The 23943-nt window shown below is 64.0% G+C and carries 20 protein-coding genes; 12 read left to right on the top strand and 8 right to left on the bottom strand.

The features are described from left to right. Nucleotides 1–42: 42 nt before the first annotated feature. The gene (locus tag ACYVKQ_RS03740; protein WP_460575752.1) at nucleotides 43–1110 is read right to left on the bottom strand and encodes a PorP/SprF family type IX secretion system membrane protein; all 1068 of its coding nucleotides are present in this window, start codon (nucleotides 1108–1110) and stop codon (nucleotides 43–45) included. Nucleotides 1111–1263: 153 nt separating this feature from the next. Between ACYVKQ_RS03740 and ACYVKQ_RS03735 the strand changes: the two genes are divergently transcribed. Both ACYVKQ_RS03735 and ACYVKQ_RS03730 read left to right on the top strand, forming a co-directional pair. Next, complete coding sequence (locus tag ACYVKQ_RS03735) at nucleotides 1264–4356, top strand: AsmA family protein (RefSeq protein WP_460575750.1); 3093 nt, start codon at nucleotides 1264–1266, stop codon at nucleotides 4354–4356. 272 nt (nucleotides 4357–4628) lie between these two features. Further along, complete coding sequence (locus tag ACYVKQ_RS03730) at nucleotides 4629–5471, top strand: DUF4382 domain-containing protein (protein ID WP_460575748.1); 843 nt, start codon at nucleotides 4629–4631, stop codon at nucleotides 5469–5471. A gap of 126 nt (nucleotides 5472–5597) precedes the next feature. Here the strand turns inward: ACYVKQ_RS03730 and ACYVKQ_RS03725 are convergent, their stop codons facing one another. The 5 genes from ACYVKQ_RS03725 to ACYVKQ_RS03705 form a co-directional block, all read right to left on the bottom strand. Further along, nucleotides 5598–6398 carry an inositol monophosphatase family protein gene (locus ACYVKQ_RS03725; protein WP_460575746.1) on the bottom strand — a complete coding sequence of 267 codons (801 nt, stop codon included), beginning with the start codon at nucleotides 6396–6398 and terminating at the stop codon, nucleotides 5598–5600. Nucleotides 6399–6468: 70 nt separating this feature from the next. Continuing rightward, a complete protein-coding gene (gene lnt, locus ACYVKQ_RS03720; protein ID WP_460575744.1) occupies nucleotides 6469–8142 on the bottom strand; it encodes an apolipoprotein N-acyltransferase in 1674 nt (557 codons plus the stop codon). After that, nucleotides 8111–8809, bottom strand: a complete 699-nt coding sequence (gene rsmI / locus ACYVKQ_RS03715) for a 16S rRNA (cytidine(1402)-2'-O)-methyltransferase (RefSeq protein ID WP_460575742.1) — start codon at nucleotides 8807–8809, stop codon at nucleotides 8111–8113. The genes lnt and rsmI overlap by 32 nt, the downstream gene beginning before the upstream one ends. Before the next feature lie 81 nt (nucleotides 8810–8890). Then, nucleotides 8891–9151: a 4a-hydroxytetrahydrobiopterin dehydratase gene (locus tag ACYVKQ_RS03710; protein WP_460575740.1), complete on the bottom strand. Its 261-nt coding sequence runs from the start codon at nucleotides 9149–9151 to the stop codon at nucleotides 8891–8893. A 24-nt stretch (nucleotides 9152–9175) separates the two neighbouring features. Beyond that, entirely contained in the window at nucleotides 9176–9757 is a 582-nt protein-coding gene (locus ACYVKQ_RS03705) for an NADAR family protein (protein ID WP_460575738.1), read from the bottom strand. Nucleotides 9758–9882: 125 nt separating this feature from the next. Here ACYVKQ_RS03705 and ACYVKQ_RS03700 point away from each other — a divergent pair, with 125 nt between their 5' ends. From ACYVKQ_RS03700 to ACYVKQ_RS03685, 4 genes are all read left to right on the top strand, one after another. After that, nucleotides 9883–10494 carry a hypothetical protein gene (locus ACYVKQ_RS03700; protein ID WP_460575737.1) on the top strand — a complete coding sequence of 204 codons (612 nt, stop codon included), beginning with the start codon at nucleotides 9883–9885 and terminating at the stop codon, nucleotides 10492–10494. A 51-nt stretch (nucleotides 10495–10545) separates the two neighbouring features. Further along, nucleotides 10546–10770: a hypothetical protein gene (locus tag ACYVKQ_RS03695; RefSeq protein ID WP_460575735.1), complete on the top strand. Its 225-nt coding sequence runs from the start codon at nucleotides 10546–10548 to the stop codon at nucleotides 10768–10770. 78 nt (nucleotides 10771–10848) lie between these two features. After that, on the top strand, nucleotides 10849–11553 hold the full coding sequence (locus ACYVKQ_RS03690; RefSeq protein WP_460575733.1) for a metallophosphoesterase family protein: 705 nt from the start codon (nucleotides 10849–10851) through the stop codon (nucleotides 11551–11553). Nucleotides 11554–12098: 545 nt separating this feature from the next. Beyond that, nucleotides 12099–14651 (top strand): autotransporter outer membrane beta-barrel domain-containing protein, encoded by a 2553-nt coding sequence (locus tag ACYVKQ_RS03685; RefSeq protein ID WP_460575731.1) that lies wholly within the window; start codon nucleotides 12099–12101, stop codon nucleotides 14649–14651. A gap of 169 nt (nucleotides 14652–14820) precedes the next feature. Here the strand turns inward: ACYVKQ_RS03685 and ACYVKQ_RS03680 are convergent, their stop codons facing one another. Further along, nucleotides 14821–16110 (bottom strand): tetratricopeptide repeat protein, encoded by a 1290-nt coding sequence (locus tag ACYVKQ_RS03680; RefSeq protein WP_460575729.1) that lies wholly within the window; start codon nucleotides 16108–16110, stop codon nucleotides 14821–14823. Nucleotides 16111–16353: 243 nt separating this feature from the next. On the opposite strand from ACYVKQ_RS03680, the gene glyA reads away from it, so the two are divergent. The 3 genes from glyA to rpiB all read left to right on the top strand — a co-directional run bounded on the left by glyA (nucleotide 16354) and on the right by rpiB (nucleotide 19247). Next, on the top strand, nucleotides 16354–17649 hold the full coding sequence (glyA, locus tag ACYVKQ_RS03675; protein ID WP_460575727.1) for a serine hydroxymethyltransferase: 1296 nt from the start codon (nucleotides 16354–16356) through the stop codon (nucleotides 17647–17649). A gap of 201 nt (nucleotides 17650–17850) precedes the next feature. Beyond that, entirely contained in the window at nucleotides 17851–18669 is an 819-nt protein-coding gene (tatC, locus tag ACYVKQ_RS03670) for a twin-arginine translocase subunit TatC (protein WP_460576064.1), read from the top strand. 143 nt (nucleotides 18670–18812) lie between these two features. Continuing rightward, nucleotides 18813–19247 carry an RpiB/LacA/LacB family sugar-phosphate isomerase gene (gene rpiB, locus ACYVKQ_RS03665; protein WP_460575726.1) on the top strand — a complete coding sequence of 145 codons (435 nt, stop codon included), beginning with the start codon at nucleotides 18813–18815 and terminating at the stop codon, nucleotides 19245–19247. A 144-nt stretch (nucleotides 19248–19391) separates the two neighbouring features. On the opposite strand, the gene ACYVKQ_RS03660 is transcribed toward rpiB, so the two are convergent. Then, nucleotides 19392–20816 (bottom strand): hypothetical protein, encoded by a 1425-nt coding sequence (locus tag ACYVKQ_RS03660; protein ID WP_460575724.1) that lies wholly within the window; start codon nucleotides 20814–20816, stop codon nucleotides 19392–19394. Between the two features lie 262 nt (nucleotides 20817–21078). On the opposite strand from ACYVKQ_RS03660, the gene ACYVKQ_RS03655 reads away from it, so the two are divergent. The 3 genes from ACYVKQ_RS03655 (at nucleotide 21079) to ACYVKQ_RS03645 (ending at nucleotide 23814) form a co-directional block, all read left to right on the top strand. Then, nucleotides 21079–21492, top strand: a complete 414-nt coding sequence (locus ACYVKQ_RS03655; protein ID WP_460575722.1) for a ribosome-binding factor A — start codon at nucleotides 21079–21081, stop codon at nucleotides 21490–21492. A gap of 115 nt (nucleotides 21493–21607) precedes the next feature. Then, nucleotides 21608–22417: a class I SAM-dependent methyltransferase gene (locus ACYVKQ_RS03650; protein ID WP_460575720.1), complete on the top strand. Its 810-nt coding sequence runs from the start codon at nucleotides 21608–21610 to the stop codon at nucleotides 22415–22417. A 164-nt stretch (nucleotides 22418–22581) separates the two neighbouring features. Then, complete coding sequence (locus ACYVKQ_RS03645; protein ID WP_460575718.1) at nucleotides 22582–23814, top strand: ABC transporter permease; 1233 nt, start codon at nucleotides 22582–22584, stop codon at nucleotides 23812–23814. Nucleotides 23815–23943: the final 129 nt, after the last annotated feature.

Genomic DNA, 23943 nt, shown 5'->3' with positions numbered 1-23943 from the left:
AAAGGCTTGAGAATGGCAAACTGAACGCAATGTTACGAAGTTTCAAAAGGTCGGACAAGGGGGCGCCGCGTAATTTTTGCGCCGCAGACGGCGGTTCGCGGCTTCGAGCAAGTCAATCTTCTGTAAACACAATGTCAGCTCGTGGGCGCCGCCGGTTTCGCGGCTGAACCGGTTGAGACTCACGTCGTAACTGTAGGCGAACCGGAAACCGTTCCAGGCGACGCCGAGCAGGGCTACGAGGCTTTGCTGCGTCTTGCCCGGGCCGGGCGTGGCACCCCGCCAGAGCAGGCCGGCGGTCAAGGGGGTCGTGGTACCGTACAGGCCGATTTCGGTGCGGTCGGAGCCGCCCTGGTACGTGTAAGCCACGGTGGGAGAAAGGCTTACCTCGCGGTACTGTCTCTTAACGGTCGTTTTCAGGAAATAGTATTTGTAGCCGCCGTGCAGCGCCAGCCGAAACGGCAGCGTGGCGTCGTCGGCGCGGCCCACCACGGGCTGGTTCAGGTGCGAAACGGCGGCCCCGCCCCAGGCGCGGTCGGTGTACAGCAGCCCGCCCACGCCCAGGGTGAGGTAGCGAACGGGCTCGTACACCTGCGGCACCAACTCGGCCGACGAGCCGGTCTGCTGGCCGTTGGCGTCGAACTGGTCGCCGAACACCAGGTTGCCGTAGCTGATGCGTTGTGAGCCATACGCGGCGTGAGCTCCGGCGCTGACGTACAGATCCTTGGACAGCTTGGCGCGGTAGGCGTAGGTGAAGCCGCCCTCGAAGCGCGTCAGGTCGAGGCCGCCGCCGCGGTCGGCGTTGATGAGCAAGCCCACGGCACTGCGCTGATCGAGGAAGCGGTAATCGGCGGCGAGCTGGCTGGACTGCAGCGTGCCGATGAGCGTGGGGTACTGGTTGCGGTAAGCCAGCGTGACGCTGTAGTCGTCGAGCAGGCCGGTGAAGGCCGGGTTCAGGTGCAGCCGCGTGGCGTAGGGCTGGGAGTAAAATACGTCCTGCGCCCAGGCCGTAGGCCCCAGCAGGCTCAGCAGTGCGGCCGCCGCGCCGGCGCACGCCGCGGCGGGCCGGGGCCGCCGGCCGGGCAAAAACGTCGGCAAAGAAGGGGCGCGCATAGGTGGGGGTACTAACGGCCGGAAACCCGCGTTTGGTGCGCGGCTGCTGGGTGGCGGAACTAAAATTGCAAATTCGCTCCTCTTTAAGTGGCCACCTCAACTACTGAAAACAGCGCCTATTGGCGTTGTGCGCTAGTTGCCAACTCCTTAACCATGCGGAAATTTTTTTTGGGCCTGCTGATTTTCCTGGTCGTGCTCGTGGCCGCCGTTGCGCTGGCGCCGGTACTGTTCAAGGACAAGCTCAAGGCCGCCCTCGACAAGCAACTCGCCCAAAAGCTTTCGGCGCGGGTGGAGTACCAACCCGAAAACGTGAGCGTTAGCCTGCTGCGCACGTTTCCGGACCTGGATCTGAGCATCGAAGAGCTGCGCGTAATTGGCCGCGACTCGTTTGCCCGCGACACGCTGGCCTACCTGCCGCGCCTCGACGTAGGCTTGGACCTGATGAGTGTCATTCGGGGCACTGAAATCAAGATCAACTCGGTAAGCCTGGAGCGGCCCGCCATCCACGCCCGGGTGCTCAAGAGCGGCCGCGCCAACTGGGACATCGTCATTCCGGACTCGGCCCTGGCCGAAAAAGGCGTGGACACGACGGCCTCGCCCAGCATTGCCATCAAAGGCTGGAAAATCGACAACGGGCACATCCGTTACGAGGACCTGACCATGCCCTTCGGCCTGGAGCTGCGCGGAGTGAACCACGCGGGCTCGGGCGACTTCGAGGCGGACGTGTTCGACATGGAGTCGCAAACCACCGCCGAGGCGCTGACGATGGTGTACGACGGGACAACCTACGTCGACCAAAAGAAGCTGACGGCCGACGTAACCATGGGCATGGACCTGGCCAAGATGAACTTCACCTTCAAGGACAACCAGGTACGGCTAAACGACTTCTCGTTCAGCTTCCAGGGCCAGATCGGGCTGCCCAACGAAACCGACATCACCTACGACCTGACCTTCAAAGCGCTGGAAACCGACTTCAAGAACATCCTGAGCCTGGTGCCGGGCGTGTTTACGAAGGACTTCCAGAACATCGAAACCGCGGGCAAGGTGGCCTTCGACGGCTACTTCAAGGGCGTACAGAACGACGTGAAGATGCCCGGCTACGGGGTGAACCTGGTAGTGACGAACGGCATGTTTCATTACCCCGACCTGCCGCAGGCCGCCCGCAACATCAACGTGGACATGAAGGTGGACAACCCCTCGGGCTTTACCAACAACGTGCAGGTGGATGTGAAGAAGTTTCACCTCGACTTGGGCAAGAACCCCATCGACGGCAACGTGCGCATCGACGGGCTGGCGCCCATGAAGGTGGACGGCCGCGTGAAGGCCAACGTGAACCTGGCCGAAATGACCAAGGTGTATCCGGTGCCGGATATGCTGCTGCGTGGCCTGCTGGCGGTGGACGCCACGGCCAAGGGCACCTACTCCAAAACCCAGATGCCGGTGACCCGCGCGGCGCTGCGCCTCACCAACGGCTACGTAAAAGCCAAGGCCTTCCCGGCACCCATCGAGAACCTGACGCTCAGCGGCACCGTGGTCAACACGACCGGGCAGGTGAACGACACGCGCATCGACATTCCGCAATTTCGGATGCTGCTCGACGGCGAGCCGCTGGAAGGTCGCCTGGCCGCCCAGAATATCGACAAGCCCATCTTCGACGCGAACGTGAAGGGCGTCATCGACCTGACCAAGATGACCAAGATCTTCCCGCTGGAAGGCATGACGGTGACCGGCCGCCTCAGCGGTAACATCGCCGCCAAGGGGAGCATGGCCGATATCGAGGCGGAGCGCTACCAGAACATCGTGGCCTCGGGTACGGTGCAGGCCCAGAACGTGACCTACAAAAGCGCCGACCTGCCGCAGGGCGTGCGGGTAACGCAGGCCACGGCCACGTTCAACAACGCCAGCATCAACCTGCAGAACATGACGGGCTTCGTGGGCTCGTCGGACGTGGCGGCCTCGGGCACCATCACCAACTACATGGGCTACCTGTTCACGCCCGGCCAGCCGCTGCGCGGCAACCTGACGGTGAATTCGAAGCGCTTCAACGTGAACGAGTGGATGGTGGAGCCCGACGGCCAGGCTTCGGCCGGCGCCAAGAAGGCCACCCAGGCCCCGGCTACCGCTACGGCCGACGGCGTGCTGCAGATTCCGAAATTCTTCGAACTGACGCTGAACGCCAACGCCGACCAGGTCATCTACGACAACCTGAAGCTGGACAACCTGAGGGGCACCGTGGCCGTGCGCGACGAGGCCGTGAATCTAAACGGGCTCACGTTCAACTCGCTCGGCGGGCAGTTTGCCACCACCGGCAGCTACAGCTCCCGCGACCTGCAGCACCCCAAGTTCAACCTCGGGCTGAACATCAAGAACCTGAACTTCCAGAACGCCTTCGCGACCTTTCCCTCAGTGAAAAAGTTGCTGCCGCTGGCCCAGCAGGTGGAAGGCATCTTCGGCACCAACTTCTCGGTAAGCGGCGAAATGGGCCAGGACATGATGCCGGTGTACAGCACGCTGACGGGCAAGGGCCTGTTTGAGGTGGTGCGCGCGGCCGTGGGCGCCTCGCCGGTAATGAGCAAGATCAGCAACCTCACCCAGCTGCAGGAGCTGAAAAACTTCGCCATCAACAACAAGGACGTGGCCGCCGAGATGCTCAACGGCAACTTTATCGTGAAGCCTTTCGATTTCACCATTGGCCAGATCAAGGCCACGGTGGGCGGCTCCTCGAACGTGGGCGGCAACCTGGAGTACATCATGGCGCTGGACGTGCCCTCCGGCAAAATCGGCAACGCGCTGAACGCCAAGCTGACCCAGCTGACCGGTGTACAGGACATTAAGGGCACGGAGCGCGTGACCATGGGCCTGAAAATCGGGGGCTCCATCACCAACCCCGACGTGCGCCTGAGCACAGCCGGCACCAAGGCCCAGGCCAAGGACCTGGCCAAAAGCTTGGTGACCAGCGTGGTGCAAAGCAAGGTGGACGACGCCAAACTGAAAATGGCCGCCAAGGCCCAGGTAGCCCAGGACAGCGCCCGTAAAGAGCTGGACCGCCGCCGCCAGGAGCTGGAGGCCAAGGCCCAGCAGGAAGTGGAGAAAAAGCGCCTGGAGGCCGAAGCTAAGCTCAAGCAGAAGGCCAAGGAAGGCCTCGGCAACCTGTTCGGCAAGCCCAAGAAGCCCGCTCCCCAGCCGGCCGCCCCGGCGCCCGACCCGGTTCCGGCGGATACCGCCAAAGCCGGCGGCAACAGGTAGTGTCGACGGCTCGTGAGAAGCCGGCTTTGCTGACCCGCCGTCGGCACGGAGTTAACTGGCCTCACGAATCAGCGCTTAAATGATAAAAAACGCCCACTTGGTAGCCAGGTGGGCGTTTTTATGTTGGGGGTGTATCCATTCGGCCGGCAGCTGCGTTACGGACCCTGCATCGGCTTCGCGGTAAATGGTATATTTATTGTCAGAAGCCGATTAATTAACCACTGGGGTTAATTGAGTATTGCACTTTCTGACTAAGAACTTTTCCTCCGCCGATGAAAACGACTTTCACCTTTCTGACCTCGGCCCTGGCCCTGGGCGCCCTGCTGAGCCTGGGTAGCTGCGGCAACGACGACGACAAATCCGGTGACGCCAAGCTGCAGATCCGCCTCACCGATGCCCCCGGCGACTTCCAGCGCGTCAACCTGGACGTGCAGCGCATTGAGGTGCACACCAAGCCCGAAAACGACCCCGACGGCTGGTCGGTGCTCCCCTTCACGGCCCAGAACATCAACGTGCTGGAGTACGTGAACGGCCGCTCCGCCCTGCTGGTGGACACGGACTTCGAGCCCGGCGACCTGCAGGAAATCCGGCTGGTGCTCGGCCCGAACAACTCGGTGGTGACGCGCGGCGGGCAGCAGTTCGCGCTGAAAACGCCCAGCGGGCAGACCTCCGGCGTGAAGCTCAAGCTGCAGAACGTGAACCTGGCCGCTCGTGAGACCTACCAGCTGCTGCTTGATTTCGACGTAGCCAAGTCCATTGTGGAGCGCGGCAACGGGAACAACCCCAACGAGCGGTACCTGCTCAAGCCCGTTATCCGGGTGGTGGCCCAGGACCTGAACGGCGCCATCCGCGGCACCGTGTCGCCGGCAGCGGCGCTGCCCCAGGTGCTGGCCATCCGCACGTCCATCACGCCCCGCCCCGACACCTTCAGCACCATGGCTGATGCCGGGGGCGCCTACCAGCTGCTGAGCCTGCCGGCTGGCACCTACACCGTAAAGTACTTCCCCACCGGTACCGCACCCACGGGCCAGGCGGCCTACCGCGAAGCCACGGTCACCGGCGTGACGGTGACCAACAACGCCACCAAGGTCATCGACAACGTCACGCTGCAATAATCACCGGGTGACGCCGACGCAGCGCTTCGGTCACGTAACTACGCAAAAGCCCGTTTCAGCGACTGAAACGGGCTTTTTGCTTGAACACCGGCGTCTTCACTCGTCAGCCAGGCGCTGGAGCAGGTTTTACTTCCAGAACTGTCCGATGATCTGCTGCATCTCGGCGTGCACGTGGCCGTTGCTGGCCACGATTTCGCGGTTGAACACCGGGTCGCCATCTTCCAGGAACTGCGTGACGTGGCCGCCGGCCTCGCGCACCAGCAAAATGCCCGCCGCCACGTCGTAGGAGTTGATATTGAACTCGAAGAACGCCTCGAAGCGGCCGGCGGCCACCCAAGCCAGATCGATGGCGGCCGAGCCGACGCGGCGCACGCCGTTGGTTTCGCGCATAAACTCCTTCAGCATGCCCAGGTAGGGGTCGATGCGGCTGAAGTTGCTGTAAGGAAAGCCCGTGGCCACCAGCGACTTGCTGAGCGTCGGGGCGTCTGATACCCGGATGGGCCGCTCGTTGGCGAAGGCGCCGCCGCCGCGCACGGCCCGGAACAGCTCGTCCTGGTTGATTTCGTACACCACGCCGATGACCAGCTCCGCGTCCTGCATGAGGGCGATGCTGACGGAGTACACCGGCAGGCCGTGGATGAAATTGGTGGTGCCGTCGAGCGGGTCGATGATCCAGGTGAACTCCTCGGCGCGGTTGGGCGCGCCGGCCGTGCCTTCCTCCGTGATGAAGCCGGCCTGGGGCAACAGCTCCCGCAGCCCCGCCACCACGATGCGCTCGGATTCCTGGTCGACGTACGACACCATGTCGTGCAGGCCCTTGTGCTCGATGCGGGCGCGGTCGAAGCCGGCGGCTTCCTGGCGGATAAACTGGCCGGCCCGGCGGGCTACCTCGGCTACCTGGTGGCTGAGTTGGGTAAGATCAATCATGAAAGTAGGGTATTGTCAGCCTGAGCCAAGCCAAGGACCTTCGCCTGGCTCAGGATGGCAGAAGGAAACTTCATTTAACAAACCGCCGCACCAGCGCAAAGCCCAGCAGCAGCACGGCCAGCACCTGCACGGCGTGGCCCAGCAGCTCGCCGTGGCGCACGAAGAAGGTCAGTTCGTCGTTCAGGTGCACCACGTAGCGGGAGGCGCCGGGCACCCACCAGCCTAGCTGCTGCACGATGTCGCCGCGCTGGTTCACGAAGGCCGACACGCCGGTGTTGGCGGCGCGGGCAATGTCGCGGCGGGTTTCGATGGCGCGCAGGCGGCCGTAGAGCAGGTGCTGCCGGTAGCCGGGCGAGTCCGACCACCAGCCGTCGTTGGTGATGATGCCGATGAGCGTGGCGCCGCGGCGCACGTACTCGCCCACGTAATCCGAGTACACCGACTCGTAGCAGATGACCGGCGCCACGCGCAGGCTGCTGTCGGTAGCGGCCGAGGCGGAGCGGAAGACCGTGCGGGTTTGCTGCGAGCCGTAGGAGCCCACCACGCCGCCGAGGTTAATGGTGCCCAGGGCCGAGTTCAGCCAGCCCGGCACCTTTTCCACGCCCGGCACCAGCTTCGACTTGTGGTACACCTGCAGCGGACCGTTGGCGCCGTCCACGTGCAGGGCGGCGTTGTATACGTCGTAGTAACCCACGTCGTCGCGGTAACGGGCCGTTTCCGAGGCCTGTTCCTTGCCCGGGTACGTGCCAATGGACGTCATGCCCGACACGAGCCTCAGCCCCGGATGCGCTGCCAGCAGCTGCCGCACGCGCACCACGTCGGAGTGGGTTTCCAAGTGGTTTTCCCAGTGGTACTCTTCCAGCGACGTCTCGGGCCAGAGCACCAGCTTGGTCTGCGGCGTAACGGTTTGCTCCGTCAGGCTGACCATCCGCTCGCGCTGCTGCTCGGGCGAAATGTACCGCGCACCGCCCTCAAACTTTTCCTCGAAGGGGTCGATGTTGGGCTGCACCACCACCACTTCGGCCGCCGGCCCCTTCTCCTGCCAGCGGCTACCGATGGCATAGGAAAGCAGCAGCGGCAAAGCCACCGCTAGGACCGCCGGTAGCCAGCGGAGCGCCGGCCGGGGCGCGGGGCGCTCCACCACGAAGGCGTGCTGCGCGGGCAGGCTTACCCGCTCCGCGGCAGTTGTCCCGAACACGGCCCGGAATACGGCCAAGTTGGCCAGCAGCACCCACAGCGAACCGCCGAGCTGCCCGGTGTACTCGTACCACTGCACCCAGCCCGGCACGGCCGCAAAGCCGTTGCCGAGCGTCAGCCAGGGCCAGGATAGGTCCCAGGTCAGGTGCAGCTGCTCGAAGGCCAGCCAGTACACCACGAACGAGAGGTAGCCGACGGCCGGGCCGGCGAGGCGGCGCGTGTGCCAGAAGGCCAACACCGGCAGGCTTTGCAGGGCCGCGTTGAGCACGTTGGCCGCGATGCCGCCGCCCAGGGTGCTGTAGGCCACCCAGTAGGTGGTCAGCACGTTCCACAGGAGCAGGAACAGGTAGGTCCAGCGCCAGAAGCGGCCGCCGCTGGCGCCCTGCCGGCGCAACACCTGCGCCAGCCGCAGCAGCGGCACCAGGCCTACCAGCAGGAGTAGGGGCGTGGGGGCCGGATGCACCGGCCAGCCTGCCCAGAGCAGCACCGGTCCGAGCAGGACCAGCACCCAGGGCTTATTCGCGAAGTCCTTGAACGACAATGACAATTTCTCCTTTAATGGTCGAGCGGCTCCCAAACTCCTTGGCCAGCGCGGCCAGGGAATCGGTCACCGTTTCTTCAAATAGTTTGGTCAATTCGCGGCTGACTGACGCCGGCCGCTCCGGGCCCAGCACCTCCGCGAGCTGCTCCAGCGTCTTGACGATGCGGTGCGGCGACTCGTAGAAAATCATGGTGCGGGTTTCGGCGGCCAGCTCGCGCAGGCGGGTCTGCCGGCCTTTTTTCACCGGCAGGAAGCCCTCGAAGGTAAACCGCTCCGCTCCGAAGCCCGACTTCAGCAGGGCCGGCACGAAAGCCGTGGCACCCGGCAGGCATTCCACCTTCAGACCCTTAGCCAGGCACTCGCGCACCAACAAAAAGCCCGGGTCGGAGATTCCCGGCGTGCCCGCATCCGACACCAGCGCCATCCGCTCGCCCTTTTCCAGCCGCTCGAGCACGCGCTGCACCGTCTGGTGCTCGTTGTGCAGGTGGTAGCTGAGCATGGGCTTTTTGAGGCCCAGGTGCTGCAGCAGGCGGCCGCTGGTGCGGGTGTCTTCGGCCAGCACCACGTCCACCTCGCCCAGCACGCGGATGGCTCGCAGCGTGATGTCCTCCAGGTTGCCGATGGGCGTGGGCACGATGGTTAAAGCGGCGGGTTCCGGGGCGTTGGGCTGCATAGGCGTACGTGAGCAGGCAAAGGTAGACGGCAGCGGGCGACCAAAGGTTGAACGGGCCGCGCCGCCATTCGGGAACGGGGGTTAGGCCGTTACCACCTGCCCGTCGTACTCCGCGGCCAGCCTGTCGATGGCTTCGGCCAGCTTATGGTCGCGCGGGGTTACGGTGTTGCCCGCGTCGTGGGTGCGCAGCCGAAACTCCACGGTGTTGTACTCATTGGCCCACCAGGGGTGGTGGTCCTGGTACTCGGCCTCCTCGGCCACGTCGGTCATGAAGCTGAAGGCCGTCTGAAAATCCTTGAAACGGTAGGTGCAGCGCAGGGCGTTGTCGTGTTCGGTCCACATAGGCGGGAAGGTAGGAAAAGCAGTTTACGGCTGGCGGCGCAGCCAGGTGCGGGCTTCCATCAAGGCAAAGCCCAGCAGGTTTAACCCGCGCCAGGCCGCCGGGTTCAGGGCGCGGGCGTCGTTTGGGGCCAGGCCGATGCCCCAGAGGGCGTCGACGGGGCTGGCTTCCACCAACACCCGCTCCGCCGAAGCCAGCAGAAAGTCGCGCAGGGCCGGGTGCTGCCCAAACTTGGCCACGTTGCCCCGCACCACGATGCCGAAGCGCGCGGCCTCCCATGCCTCCGCTTCGAAGCCCTGCACCTGTCGGCCCTGCTTTTTGGCTTGGTCGGGGTGCGTGGTGGCGAGGATGGCCTGCCGCCGCGGCTCGTCGCCGAACAGGCGGGCTTTTTCGGCCATCATCCAGTGCTCGGCCGTGGCGTATCGCGTGCCTTCTATCTCAAACGGGGCCGGGTACCACTGGCTCAGGCACTCCTTGCCAATGCCCTGGGCCCTGGGCGCGGGCGTATGGCCCCAGAACAGCAGGTACTTAAGCTGTGCGCCGGCTGCCAGCTGTTGCCGCAAGCTGCCGAGGTCGTGAATAAGGCTGACCGGCTGGTAGGCTTCCATAAAGCAGGGCAAAGCGTCAAAAGCGCCCCAACATACGCCGCCGGCCGGATTCGGCAACCCAAATCCGTCTGCCGCAGTACACCTTTTCAAAACCCGCACCTTCCTCACCACACCCGCCAAGCATCATGGCCATCGACCCTAAAAACCGCCCCATTCGGGAAATTCCCAACGATACCACCGACGAAGAGCTGCAAGCCGGTCACATCATTCCGGGGGCTGATCCGCCCAAAAACGAGGATGCTCGCGGGGGCTTCGGCAACCGTGACGGGAAGCAGGGCTTCGGCACCGACTCTTCCGACGGTATCTCGGCCGTGTCCGTCAACGAAGACGCCGACAAGCCGGGCCACCCGGCCGACAACATCCGCGGCGACGACGAAGGCCGGCCCGTGGTGCCCAACGAGGACATGCCCACGCCCGACGTGCTCGACCCGCGCCGCTTGCCCGACGCCATGAGTGAAGTGGACGGCGACTCGCGCCGCGCCCGCAACGCCGGCGAAGACCTCTCGGACGCCGATGACTTCGACGCCGTGGACCGGCGCAACAGCCTCGGCGACGACGAGGACAGCGACGACGAAGACGATGCTGATTCCGATTCGGGCCTGGCCCGCGCCCGCGAAGGCCGCAGCACCGGCGCTGCCATCGACTACAACTCGAAGGCGTCCGATGCCCGGCCCGATACCAATGCCGACCTCACCGACCCCGATGCCCAGGAATCGGGTATTGCCAAAGGCTTCTAGCCCCACCGGAAGCGCCTGGCAACTTCTATTATCACCCAAAACACCACTGCCATGCCCTACAAAAGCAATAGCACCAACCAGCAATCCAAGGAAAACAAAGGCGGCCCGAGCGACGCTGAACAGCCCAAAGCTGCCGGCCAGCTGCCGGTAAACGACCGCGACGACCAAACCGAGGACCGGCTGGAGCAGGAGGCCCAGGACGCGGGCCAGCGCCACCCCAACCGCAACCTCAACAAACCCGACATCGACAAGCCCAGCTACGGCGGCGGGCACTAGCCCCCGCCCCGTAGCGCGTAAATTCCAGCACTGCCCTCACCCGGCAGTGCTTTTTTATTCCCGACCCTACTTCGCATCATGGCCCGCTACGCCACCTCCGACCTGCACGGCTGCCTGCACACGTTTCGCCACCTGGTAGAAGAACGCCTGCGCCTGACGCGCACCGACACGCTCTACGTCCTCGGCGACTACGTCAACAAAGGCCCCGACAGCCGCGGGGTACTCGATTACCTGCTGCAGCTGCAGACCGACGGCTACCAGGTGCCCTGCTTGCTCGGCAACCACGACCTGGAACTGCTCGAAGCGGCCCGCGGCCAACGGCCGCTGGCTGCCTGGGCCGCCTCGGCCGATGGGGACATGACGCTACGCAGCTTCGGCGTGACGCGCCCGCAAGACATTCCCGAGCCCTACCTGCGCTGGATTGAAGCCCTGCCCCTGACGCTGGAGCTGCCCGATTTCGTGCTCGTGCACGCCGGCTTCGATTTTCGCCTGCCACCCGAGAAGATGCGGCGCGACCGGCACTCCATGCTCAACATCAAGGACTTCACTTTTGATGCCTCGCGCCTGCAAGGCAAGCGTTTGCTGCACGGCCACAGCCCCCGAGCTACGGAACACCTGCGCCGGCAGGTAGAGAAGCGCAGCGGTGCCGTGGACTTGGATACCGGGTGCGTGTATCGCCACAACCCGGAGCTTAGCCACCTGTCAGCGTTAAATCTGGATACTTGGGAGCTGACTATGCAGAGGAACACAGAGCCGGAGTATCCCATTGCCCGTCGAGGCTAACCGCAAGTCCGTTGCGGATTGCAGAATTGGTACTCAAGCCAGTTTTTTGGGTGTAAAACTTGATCGATGAAGGGTGCATGTGCAATAATAGGCGGCGGAAATGTTTAAATAGTGATATGGTTATTCAGTTGCGCTACGGAGGAGCTTTCATGCAGTAATGCTATATTTATCCAGTTTGCATAGAAACTCCGTTTTGATTTTAGATTTATGATTACAAGCAAGTTAAATATTACAGCGTAGCTGTATTGAACGACCATAATACAATAATCATAAAATAATAGAGGGGTGTTCTTAGAAATGTAAAAACGGTCATCTATATTTGGTTAGTGACATTCGCTGTCATATGGTTATGACAGTAGCGTGATGTTACTTTTTTGATGTCTGCTTATGGTGGCATAACTACTTCTCCCCCTTCTTTTCGAGTTAGTTCGACTTGCTCTGCGCCACTCACCGGTGCTGAGCCAGCCGCTTTCAGCTGCTTTCTGGCAGTTGGCGGCCACCCCCTTGCCTCTGCTGAACCTAGCCTCTGCCTTTCCGACTGAGTCATGAAACAACCTTTACCTTCTTCTTCCCCCGCCGCTACCAGCACCAACGCCGTCGTTACCAGGCGGCAGGCATCCGTCGCCATGTGGCTGCTGCTGCTCTCGGCGCTTACCCTGCTGCTGATTCAGCGCGCCCAGGCCCAGACGCCCGTTGTGTACCGGGTGGGCCCCGGCGGCACTTACGCCACCCTGAACGATGCCCTGAGCAGTGTGCCGGTCAATTTGAACAACTCCTACGAGCTGCAGCTCATCAATGGCAGCGTGTTTGAGGAAAACGTGGTTATCCAGCAGATCGGTACGGCCACCAACACCCTGACCATCAAGCCGGAGCCGGGCGCCACGAACGTGGTCATCAGCGGCACCCTCATTTTTGGGGGCGGCGCCCGCTACGTAACGCTCAGCGGCAACAACGGCAGCGCGGCCCGCCGCCTGACGGTGCAGCAGCTGGCCACCTCCCAGCCCACCGTAATCCTGGCCGGCGACGCGCAGCACATCACCATTCGGGATGCCCGCCTGCTGGGCAGCAACGCCACGCTGGCGGGCGGGGTAGTAGAAATCGGCAGCGGCCCGACCTCCGGCAACGATGACAACCTGCTGATGGGCAACTATCTGGGCAATGCGGCGGCTGGTCAGCTGCCCGCCAACCTCGTATACGCCGCTCCGCGCGCCAGCGGCGGCGCCAACGACCGGGTGGCCCTGATCAGCAACGAGCTGGTGAACTACGCGCAGTGCGGGGTGAAAGTGGGCAGCGGCAACGGCGACGGGTGGATCATCCGCGACAACAGCTTCTATTATTCGTTGGGCACCACGCCGACCTCGGCCCAGACCGCCATCAGCTTTTTGTCGGGCACGGAATCGAACAACAACACGGTAAGCGGCAACTACATCGGCGGTACGGCTCCGCTGGCTGGTGGTACGGCTTGGATCAACGCCGGCTCGCAGGACTTTACGGGCATCGTGGTGAGCTGCGGCACGGCCACCGGCGCCGCGGCCAATGTGGTGGAAAACAACGTGGTGCGCAACATCAGCCTCTCGCAGCCCAGCACCCAGGCTTTCCAAGCCTTGCTACTCACCGGCGGCCGCAGCGAGCTGACGGCCAACAGCGTATCGGGTGTGACCAACAACGGTACCGACGGTGTAAACTCGCTGGTGTCGCAGGCCCAAACGGTGCTCAACAGCTACACCGTGGCGCCCGGACAAGTGATGAGCATCCAGAGCGGGCAGACGGTGGTCGTGGGCAACCTCACCATTCAGGGCACGCTGAACCACACCGGCGGCGACATCGTCGTCAACGGCGACTTCACCAATTCCGGCGCCTTCGCTCAGACCCTGGGCAACCTGGAAGTAAAGGGCAACATGCACAACTACGGCGTGTTCAGCTGCACCACCGGCGGCGTATTGCTCACCGGCAACGGCCCGCAGACCGTCAGCGGCGGCCTGTACTACAACCTGGAAGTGCGCGGCGCGGGCGTCAAAACGCTTACCGACGACCTGACGCTGGCCAACAACCTGGTGATGAACGGCGGCGTGCTCGACACCGGTCCCAGCAACAAAATTCGCCTGAACGCCGACGCGCTGCTCACGGAAACGGCCGCCAGCTACGTACTGGGCCGGGTGGAGGCCCGCCGCACGCCCCGCGCCGGCGTACCCGAAATCTTCGGCAACGTGGGCCTGACGCTCACGCCCGCCGCCGGCTCGCTGCTGCCCGGCCTGACGGTGGTGCAGCGCGTGACCGGCACGGCTGCCACCATCAACGGCACGCCCGCCATCAAGCGCTACTTCGACATCACGGCGCCCGTCAACGCGGGCCTGGACGTGGACATGCGCTTTGACTACCTGAGCAGCGAGCAAAACGGGCTGGCCGCGGCGGACCTGCGCTTCTTCAAGTCGATTGACAACGGCAACACCTGGCAGTACAAGGGCGTGAGCAGCAGCGGCCCGGGCTTCGCCGTGCTCAGCGGCGTGGATGGGTTTTCGCGCTGGACCCTGGGCGAGCAGAACGTGGTGCTGCCCGTGGGCCTGACGGCCTTCCGCGCTCTGCGCCAGCAGCAAACCGCCGTGCTGACCTGGACTACCGCCACCGAGCAAAACAACCGCGGCTTTGCCGTGGAAGTGTCCACCGACGGGCGTACATTCCGGCAGTTGGGCTTCGTGGCCAGCCAGGCCCCCAATTCCACCACGGCCCGCCACTACCGCTTCGTCGACGCGGAAGCCGGCAAGCAGGGCCTGCGCTACTACCGCCTGCGCCAGCAGGACCAAGACGGCAAAGAGAACCTTTACGGCCCGCGGACGGTGAGCTTCGATAGCCGCCCGGCCCTGGCCGCCTACCCCACGGCCTTCGATCAAAGCTTCGAGGTGGAACTGATAGCCCCGGGCACCGGCAACGCCGTCCTGACCCTGACCGATGCGCTGGGCCGCGTGGTCTGGACGCAGCAGCAAGAGGTAATGGCTGGCCCCGCTCGGTTGCGCGTGGCGCCGCAGTGCCCCGCCGGCAACTACCTGCTCACCGCCTCGGTGGACGGCCAACGCTACCAGCAGCGCGTGGTGCGGAAGTAAACGGAGTTATCGGTTGTCCGTCGGGCGCTGCCAGTCTGCTTTCACTGCCAACCCCCCCACGGCCAACCGACAACTGAATCTTGGTTGGTTGAAGGGAAACCCGTCCGAGGCATCTGCCGCTTCGGACGGGTTTATTGCGTTGTAACAGGCCGCAGCCGCGTCGCCGGACTTACTCGAGGCCGCCCTCTTGCAGGGCTTGCTGGGCTTTGGCGCGGTGCGGGTTGCGGGCTTCCCGGGCCACCTGCTGCAGCGTGGCGCGGGCCTGCGGCAGCTTTTGCTGCTGCCAGTAGCTTAGGCCTAGGTAGTAGCGGGCCCGGCCGGCCAGGGCCGAACCCGGCAGCGCGCTGACGCGCTCAAAGTAGCTTTCGGCGTACTGCGGTTGCTCCTGGCGCAGCAGCAAGATGCCGTTGTAATACAGGAACGTATCCCGCCCTACGGCCGTGGCCGGCAGGCGGCGCAGCGAGTGCAGCGCCGCCGGGTAGCTGCCCTGGCGGTACAGGTTCATGCTCTGGGCCAGCAGCGGGCGTCCTTCGGTTTGGGCCGCGGTCAGGCCGGGCTCGGCCACGTCATAGTCGTGCCAGCTGCGCTCGGGCGCGGCGCGGCGCGGCCACAGCAGCACCACAGCCAGGATGAGCAGGGCCAGCATCCCGGCCCCCACGAGGCCCAGGCGCAAGCGCAGCCGCTGTTGCCGCCGCCGGATGCGCTGCTGCGCCGCCGTGCGCTGGGCCACGCGTCGGTCCAGCGACTCCAGGCGCAGGCGCAGGTTTTCGCGGCCCGCGGCCCAGCGCAGGTCGGCGGCGTACTGCTCGTAGGCCAGGCAGGCCTGCCGCAGCTCCCCGTCGACGAGCAGCTGCGCGTCGAACTCGTCCTGCTCGGCCGGGCTCAGCAGGCCATCGGCGGCGCGCTCTACTTCGGGCAGGTGCGCCAGCAGCTCGGTGGTGCCGCCCGCGCCGGCCCGGTTCAGGGCCTCGTACAGCTTGCGCAAGGATTCCGACTTCTGGCGGCGGGCCACGGCGGCGTTGGGGTAGCCGAGCTTGCCGGCCAGCGTCTCGAAGTTGGAGCCGCGGAAAAAGAACTGGTGGAGCACCAGCTGGCTGTCGGCGGGCAGCTGCCCCAGCGTACGCAGCACCAACTGCCGGCGGTCGGCTTCGGGCTCGGGCAGCGAGGCTTCCACGGGCCGGGCCGAGTTGGTGGCGGCCGCCGTCAGCACCTGCCGGGCGGCGCCGTAGAGGTGGCCGCGCAGATCGGTGGGCCAGCGGCTCAGCCGGCCGTCGTTGGCTTCGTCGTAGAAGGCCAGCAATTGCTCCCGCAGCACGGCGTGGGCCTGTTCGGGCGTGGTGGCAAACTGCCGCCGGGCCCAGCGGGCAAATACGTCGCGTTGCTGCCCGTAGAAATCGGTGAGCGGCGTGAGGTTGCCGGTGCGCAGACGGGCCAGTTGTTCCGACAGGAAGTTGCTCACGGAGCGTCAGAAATGATCAATTAGCACTGAGCAATGAACCTGATCATTGCCAAAAAGCAGCCGAAGCTGAACCGGCGGGCGGCGGGTCCGGCGTCATAACGGCGCGGGCGGGCTTACGGTTAGGCCAAAAGGTACGGACAATGAGCAAAGCAACGGGAATGGTGGGGGCCCGCCGGGGCGGCCCGGCTCAATTGCCGACGCGCAAGTGTTCGTTGCTCGTTGCTGGCTGCCTACCTTTGAAGCATGGAAACCACGACCCGTACCCTCGCCCCCGATACCGCTGTGTTTGACCTGATCCGCCAGGAGCGGGAACGGCAGACGCACGGCCTGGAACTCATTGCCTCCGAGAACTTCGTGTCGGAGCAGGTGATGCAGGCGCAGGGCTCCATCCTGACCAACAAATACGCCGAGGGCCTGCCCGGCAAGCGCTACTACGGCGGCTGCGAAATCGTCGACCAGATCGAGCAGCTGGCCATCGACCGCGTAAAAGAGCTCTTCGGCGTGCAGTGGGCCAACGTGCAGCCGCACTCCGGCGCCCAGGCCAACGCGGCCGTGATGCTCGGCATCCTGAAGCCCGGCGACAAAATCCTCGGCTTCGACCTCTCGCACGGCGGCCACCTCACGCACGGCTCGCCGGTGAACTTCTCCGGCAAGCTCTACCAGCCCTCGTTCTACGGCGTGGAGCCCGAAACCGGCCTCATCGACTGGCAGAAGGTGAAGGAAACCGCCCGCCGCGAGCAGCCCAAGCTCATCATCTGCGGCGCCTCGGCCTACTCCCGCGACTGGGACTACCAGGCCCTGCGCGAAGCCGCCGACGAAGTGGGCGCCCTGCTGCTGGCCGACATCTCGCACCCCTCCGGCCTCATCGCCAAGGGCCTGCTGAACTCGCCGTTTGCGCACTGCCACATCGTGACGACGACTACGCACAAAACCCTGCGCGGCCCGCGCGGCGGCCTGATCATGCTGGGCCAGGACTTCGACAACCCCATGGGCCTGAAAACGCCGAAAGGCGAAATCCGCTCCATGTCGTCGGTGCTCGACGGGGCCGTGTTCCCCGGCACGCAGGGTGGCCCGCTGGAGCACGTCATCGGGGCCAAGGCCGTGGCCTTCGGCGAGGCGCTGACCGACAGCTACGGCGAGTACACCCGCCAGGTCGTGAAGAACGCCCAGGCGCTGGCCCAGGCCTTCGTAGCCCGCGGCTACCAGATCATTTCGGGCGGTACCGACAACCACCTAATGCTCATTGACCTTCGCTCGAAGGGCCTGACGGGCAAGCTGGCCGAGAATACGCTGATCAAGGCCGACATCACCATCAACAAGAACATGGTGCCCTTCGACGACAAGTCGCCTTTCGTGACGTCGGGCATGCGCATCGGTTCGGCCGCCGTGACGACCCGGGGCCTGAAAGAATCCGACATGGAGACCGTGGTGGACCTGATCGACCAGACGCTGATGAACCACGACAACGATACGCGCCTCGCGGAGGTCCGCCGGCAAGTCAACGCCCTGATGAGCGAGCGGCCGCTTTTTACCGTTTAAGAGGGTAAGGGTTTAGGAGTTTGGGAGGGGTAGGCATCCGTTTTTACCACCGTATGCGTACTTCCTCCCTGCTACCTGTTCGCTGACGTACGCTGGAAGCCGGCTAACTCCTACCCTCCTACCTTCATTAACTCACCCCCTCCTTTGGAGTCTCCTACCCAAAAATTTCAGCAGAACCGTGCCACGGCCGAAGGGGCTGAAATGTCCTTTATCGACCACCTGGAGGCGCTGCGCTGGCACATTATCCGCGCGGCCATTGCCATCGTGGTGTTTACCATCGCCGCGTTTCTGGCGAAGGACTTCCTGTTTGGCACCCTGATCTTGGGGCCTTCGCGGGCCGATTTCTGGACGTACCGCATGTTCAATGCCGCGGGCGAGTGGCTGGGGGCGCCGGGCCTGCACATGGACAAGCCCACCTTCGACCTGCAGAACCGCCAGATGAGCGGCCAGCTGTCCATGCACATCAGCTCCTCGTTTATCGTGGGGCTGGTGCTGGGTTTTCCGTACCTGTTCTGGGAGCTGTGGCGCTTCGTGCAGCCCGGGCTGTACCCGCACGAACGGGCCAACTCGCGCGGGGCGGTGTTTTTCGTGTCGGTGCTGTTTATCCTGGGCCTGCTGTTCGGCTACTACATTGCCGCGCCGCTGAGCATCAACTTTCTGGCCTCGTACCAGCTGGATGCCTCCATCGAAAACCAGATCGACCTGCAGAGCTACATCAGCACGCTCACGACCATGTCGCTTTCGTGCGCGTTCGTGTTCGAGCTGCCCATGATTGTGTTCTTCTTGGCCAAGGCCGGGCTGATCACGCCCGAAATCATGCGCATCTACCGCAAGCACGCCATTGTGGTCATTCTGGTGGTGGCCGCCGTCATCACCCCGCCCGACGTGTCGGCGCAGATCATCGTCACCATCCCGATTCTGCTGCTCTACGAGCTGAGCATCAACATCGCCCGCGTGGTGCGCCGCAAGGATGTGAGCCGCCTCAACCAGGAGCTGGCCGACAACCACGGCGTCGCCTGACGCTTGATGTGAAATGTGGTTGAATGTGACAAATGTGCTGAAGTGCTTGAGCCGATAGAACGGTTAAGGTGCCTCGGCACATTTTCCTTTTAGTCCATTTTTCACATTCCGCACATTCCAACACATTCAACCACATTCCAGACATGACCCCTCTTGCCATCGGCTCCGACCACGCCGGCTTTGCTTACAAGGAACTGCTGAAGCCCTGGCTCACGGAGCAGGGCTACGACGTGAAAGACTTCGGGACGCACTCGGCTGACTCGGCTGACTACCCCGATTTCGCCCACCCGCTGGCCGCCGCCGTGGCCGCCGGCGAGTTTGCGCAGGGCATCCTGATCTGCGGCTCGGCCAACGGGGTGTGCATCACCGCCAACAAGCACCAGGGCGTGCGCGCCGCCATTGCCTGGTTGCCCGAGCTGGCCGCCCTGGCCCGGCAGCACAACAACGCCAACGTGCTCTGCCTGCCGGCCCGCTACGTGAGCGAAGACGCGGCCAAGCAGATTACCACAGATTTTCTGACCACTGCCTTCGAAGGCGGCCGCCACCAGACCCGCGTGGGCAAGATTGACGCCTGCTAAGTGGTGAGGTGGTGAGTCGACGTTCACACGACGCCGTCTTCTGCCTCCACAGGCACAATGCAAAAAGCAAACGGCCCCGGCAACCTGTGTTGCCGGGGCCGTTTGCTTTTTGCGCGCGGTCAGCACGCCAAACTCACCATTTCACTATTTCACCACCTCACCGCTGAGCCGGAACACCCGGGGCGTTTCGGTGCGCTCGTAGCGGCCGAAGACGCCGGGGAGCTTGTAGCGCAGCTCGGGCAGCAAGCCGGCTTCATCGATGAGGTAAGGCGGCGGGTGGGGCAGGTTCCGGGCGAGGCGGACGATGGTTTCGTACTCGTTGAGGCGGCCAAAGTCGCGCTTGGCCAGCGGCCAGTCCACGTAGGGCGTGGCGGCGTAATTCTGCACGTACACGCCGCGGCCGGCGCCCAGCACCAGTACCTGCTGGCCCTGCAGGCCGGCGTAGCGCGGCTCGGGGCGGGCAGCGTACCGCGCTTCGGCCGGCAGGTGCAGCACCTGATCCAGGGCCAGCACCGTGCGGTAGCGCACCACCACCACCGCCCCAATCACGGCGAGCAGCAGCACCTCAGCGACCCACACGCGGCGCGTGCGCTGCCACAGAAACAGGCCGAAGTACGCGGCCGGCGGCAGCAGCACCGCCAGCAGCCCCGGCGCCGAAACGCGCAGCGCCGCCCCGATAACCAGCGCCACGGCCAGCCAGACGAGCATCAGCTGCTGAAACTTCACCTGCAGCACCAGGCCCAGCGAAGCGGTGAACATGCGCAGCAGGGCCAGCAGCACCACCACGCCGGGCAGCACCAGCAGGCCCAGCTGCAGCGGGCGCGGCAGCGCATCGGCCCCGGCGGCCCAGTTCAGCATGGGTTCCAGGTGCAGCTGCCGAAACAGGGGCAGCGCATCCGAGTACAGGAAGAACGTGGCCACGGCCGCGTACGGGAAGGCAAAGCCGCAGAGCAGCAGCAGAAAGCTGCGGAAGGTGTTGGCGGCGAAGCTGATAACGGCAAACAACCCCAGCAGCAGCAGCCAGGCCAGGGGCAGGTAGCACAGCGCGGCAACGCCCAGCAGAAAGCCCGCCCGAAACAGGCGGCTGCTGTCGTAGCCCTCGCGCGAGGTGGGCAGCAGGGCGCTCAGGGCAAACACCACAAACGTCTGACCCATCAGCAGCGGGGAAAGCGTGTCCAGCTCGGCCGACACGCTGGCCAGCAGCAAGTAGGTCAGGGCCGTGAGGTAGCCGCGCTCGGGGTGCACGTTGTAGCGGTTCAGCACCACGTTCAGGCGCAGGGCCTGGGTAAGCACCAGCGCCAGGGCCAGCAGGCGGTACAGAAACCAGGAGCGCGGCAGCGCCACGTCGAGCAGCGCGTACACGGCGGCGGCCAGCGGGGCGGTGTGGTCGTACACCTCGCGGTAGAGCTGGGCGCCGGCGTGCAACCGCTCGCCCACCACCCAGCCGCGTAGCTCGGCCAGCGTCAGCGGTACCTCGCCCAGCCACAGCAGCGGCAGGCGCAGGCCCAGGGTGAGCAGCAGCAGCACTACCAGGCGCGTGGGCAGCGTACTTCGAAAAAACTCAAGCAAGGGAAGGCAGTTAGGCGTTGAGAAGTTTCGGTGTTCAGAAGGTAGACCGTTTCTGGGTCGTCTTCGGTCAGGCGCCTCAACTTCAATTCAAAGGTAGTGCCCCCTGCTGCTGCCTGCGCATTATACTGGGGGCCACCCGCCCGGCCAGGGGCCGTTTCAGGGCCCGGCCGTCGGTCCTGTCTAACCCATTAGCTCAAAAACGCGCTAACTCCGAAGCCCCTAAACCCAATAACTCTCAACCTCCTTTACCTTTGCGCATTCTATGGATAGCAAACGACAGCAGAAATTCGCCAGCCTGCTTACTAAAGAGCTGGCCGAAGTGTTCCGGCGCGATATGCCGCACCTGTTCGGCGGCACCCTGCCGCCGAGCATCACCGCCCTGCGCGTCAGCCCCGACCTGGGCGTGGCCAGCGTGTACCTGAGCGTGCTGCTGGCCCAGAACCCGCAGGAGCAAGTGCAGCTGATTCAGGACAACACCAAGGAAATCCGCTTTGCCCTGGCCAAGCGCGTGCGCAACCAGATGCGCGTGGTGCCCGACCTGCGCTTCTTCCTCGACGACTCGGCGGCCTACGCCACGCGCATGGACAAAGTCATTTCGGACCTGAACATCCCGCCCCCGCCGCCCGAGGACGAAGACAAGCCCCAGCGCCCCCGCCTCTTCGCCGACGAAGACTAAGCGGTGAGGTGGTGAGGTGGCGAGTGTCGTTCTACTAGCGCGAAATGCGCGGTGCCGGACTCCCGACCATCAAACTCACCACCTCTCCATTTCACTATCTCACCATTTCCTTCCCTTGCACTACGACCCGATCAAACGCTCCCTGGGCAACGTGTTCAACCGCACGCCCTGGCTGCGCCGGCTGTTTTATAACCTGCTCGACCTGCTGCTGCTGCGCACCTGGCACGTGCACCGCGAGCTGCGCCAGTGGGCGCAGGGCCGCCGCGACGAGCCCCAGAACATCCTCGACGCCGGGGCCGGCTACGGCCAGTACACCTACTGGCTATCGGGCATGAGCCGGAAGTGGCAGATCCTGGCCGTGGATGTGAAGGACGAGCAGGTGGCCGACTCCAACAATTTCTTCCGGCAGATCGGGCGCACCAACGTGCAGTTTGCCGTGCAGGACCTGGTGCTCTACCAGCAGCCCAACTCCTTCGACCTGGCCCTGAGCATCGACGTGATGGAGCACATCCTGGAAGACGTGGAGGTGATGACCAACCTGCACGCTTCGCTCAAGGACGGCGGCATGCTCATCATCAGCACGCCCTCGGACCAAGGCGGCTCCGACGTGCACGGCGCCGACGACGCCTCCTTCATCGAGGAGCACGTGCGCGACGGCTACAACATCGACGAGATTCAGCAGAAGCTGCGCAAAGCCGGCTTCGACCGCATCGAGGCCAAGTACAGCTACGGCCTGCCGGGTCAGATTTCGTGGCGCCTCTCCATGAAGTACCCCATCCTGATGCTGGGCATGTCGAAGGCCTTCTTCGTGCTGCTGCCCTTCTACTACCTCCTGACCTTCCCCATCTGCCTCCTGCTGAACTGGCTGGACAGCACCACGCGCCACGACTCCGGCACCGGCCTGATTGTGAAGGCCTGGAAATAAGCTGAAGCGGGCCGCTGGGAAGGTATTTCGGGCCGCCGGGCATCGGCCCGGCCGATTTAGGAACCGAGTCAGGCGAAAAGACGTCCGTTCTCGTCGAAATCCGTAAAAGCGCCCATGCCACTGCCGAGCAAGCCCATCCACCTCACCAACTCATTCACTGAGGCGTGAACGTTCCCTTCCTGATAGCCTGGCGTTACTTCCGCTCCAAGAAGAAGCGCAACATCATCAGCATCATCTCCAACATCTCGATGATCGGGGTGGCCGTGGGCACGATGGCACTGATCATTGTGCTGTCGGTGTTCAACGGGCTGGAGGACCTCGTTCGCTCGCTCTACGGCAAATCGGACCCGGACCTGAAAATCACGGCCGTGCAGGGCAAGTCATTTCCCGTCGACGCGTTCCTGCTGGGCCGCGTGCGCGCCGTGCCCGGCGTGCAGCTCGTCACGGAAGTGATTGAAGACAACGCCCTGCTGCGCTACCACGAGCGGCAAATGGTGGTGAAGCTCAAGGGCGTATCCGAGAACTACTACCAGCAGAGCGAGATTGACTCGGCCATCGTGGATGGCTCGCACGAGTTGCGCCGCAACGGCGAGGACTTTGCCCTGATCGGGGCGGGCGTACAGCACGAGCTGAGCATCGCGCTGGAAAACCGCTTTTCGCCCCTGCAGCTGCTGTACCCGCGCAACACGCCCGGTAAGCGTACCCTGAGCATCAACCCCGAAAACGCCTTCAACCAAGAGCCCATCATGGCCGGCGGCGTCTTCGCCATCGAGCAGCACGTCGACGACAGCTACATCTTCGTGCCCCTGGCTTTCGCCCAGCGCCTGCTGCGCTACGACAACCGGCGCACCGCCCTGGAAGTGAAAGTGGGCGGCAACCGCTCTTTCGACGACACCAAGGCCGAGCTCAAGCAGGTGCTCGGCCCCGGCTTTGCCGTGCTCGACTCCGACGAGCAGCACGTGTCCCTGCTCAAGGCCATCAAGGTGGAAAAGATGTTCGTCTTCATCACCTTCGCCTTCATCCTGCTCATCGCCTCGCTCAACATCTTCTTCTCGCTCTCGATGCTGGTCATCGACAAGCGGAAGGACGTGGCCATTCTGATGGCCATGGGCGCCACGCCCAACATCATCCGGCGCGTGTTCTTGATGGAAGGCGCCATCGTGGCCCAGGTGGGCGCCGTCGTCGGTCTCTCGCTCGGCATCAGCATCTGCTGGCTGCAGCAGCGCTTCGGGCTGGTGTCGATGGGCATGGCCACCAGTGTGGTTGATTCTTATCCGGTAAAGATGCAGGTATCCGACATCCTCTGGGTCGGCATTGCCATTGTGCTCATTACCATTGCCGTATCCATCCGGCCCGCGCTGAACGCGCCCCAAATCGACCTGCGCGAAAACCTGTAGTTGGGCTAAAAACCGATTTTCAGCCGCGCAAAACGCAACCTTCAGGGGTGTTTGCTGGTAATTGCCCCGAGCGTAATCTGCTTTTACCGCGTGGGAATCAACTCTTTATGGACTATATATAATTATTAA

This window comes from Hymenobacter coalescens (genome assembly GCF_054783195.1).
Note: the sequence above shows the minus strand (reverse complement) of the source record. Positions and strands in the feature narration are given on the sequence as shown.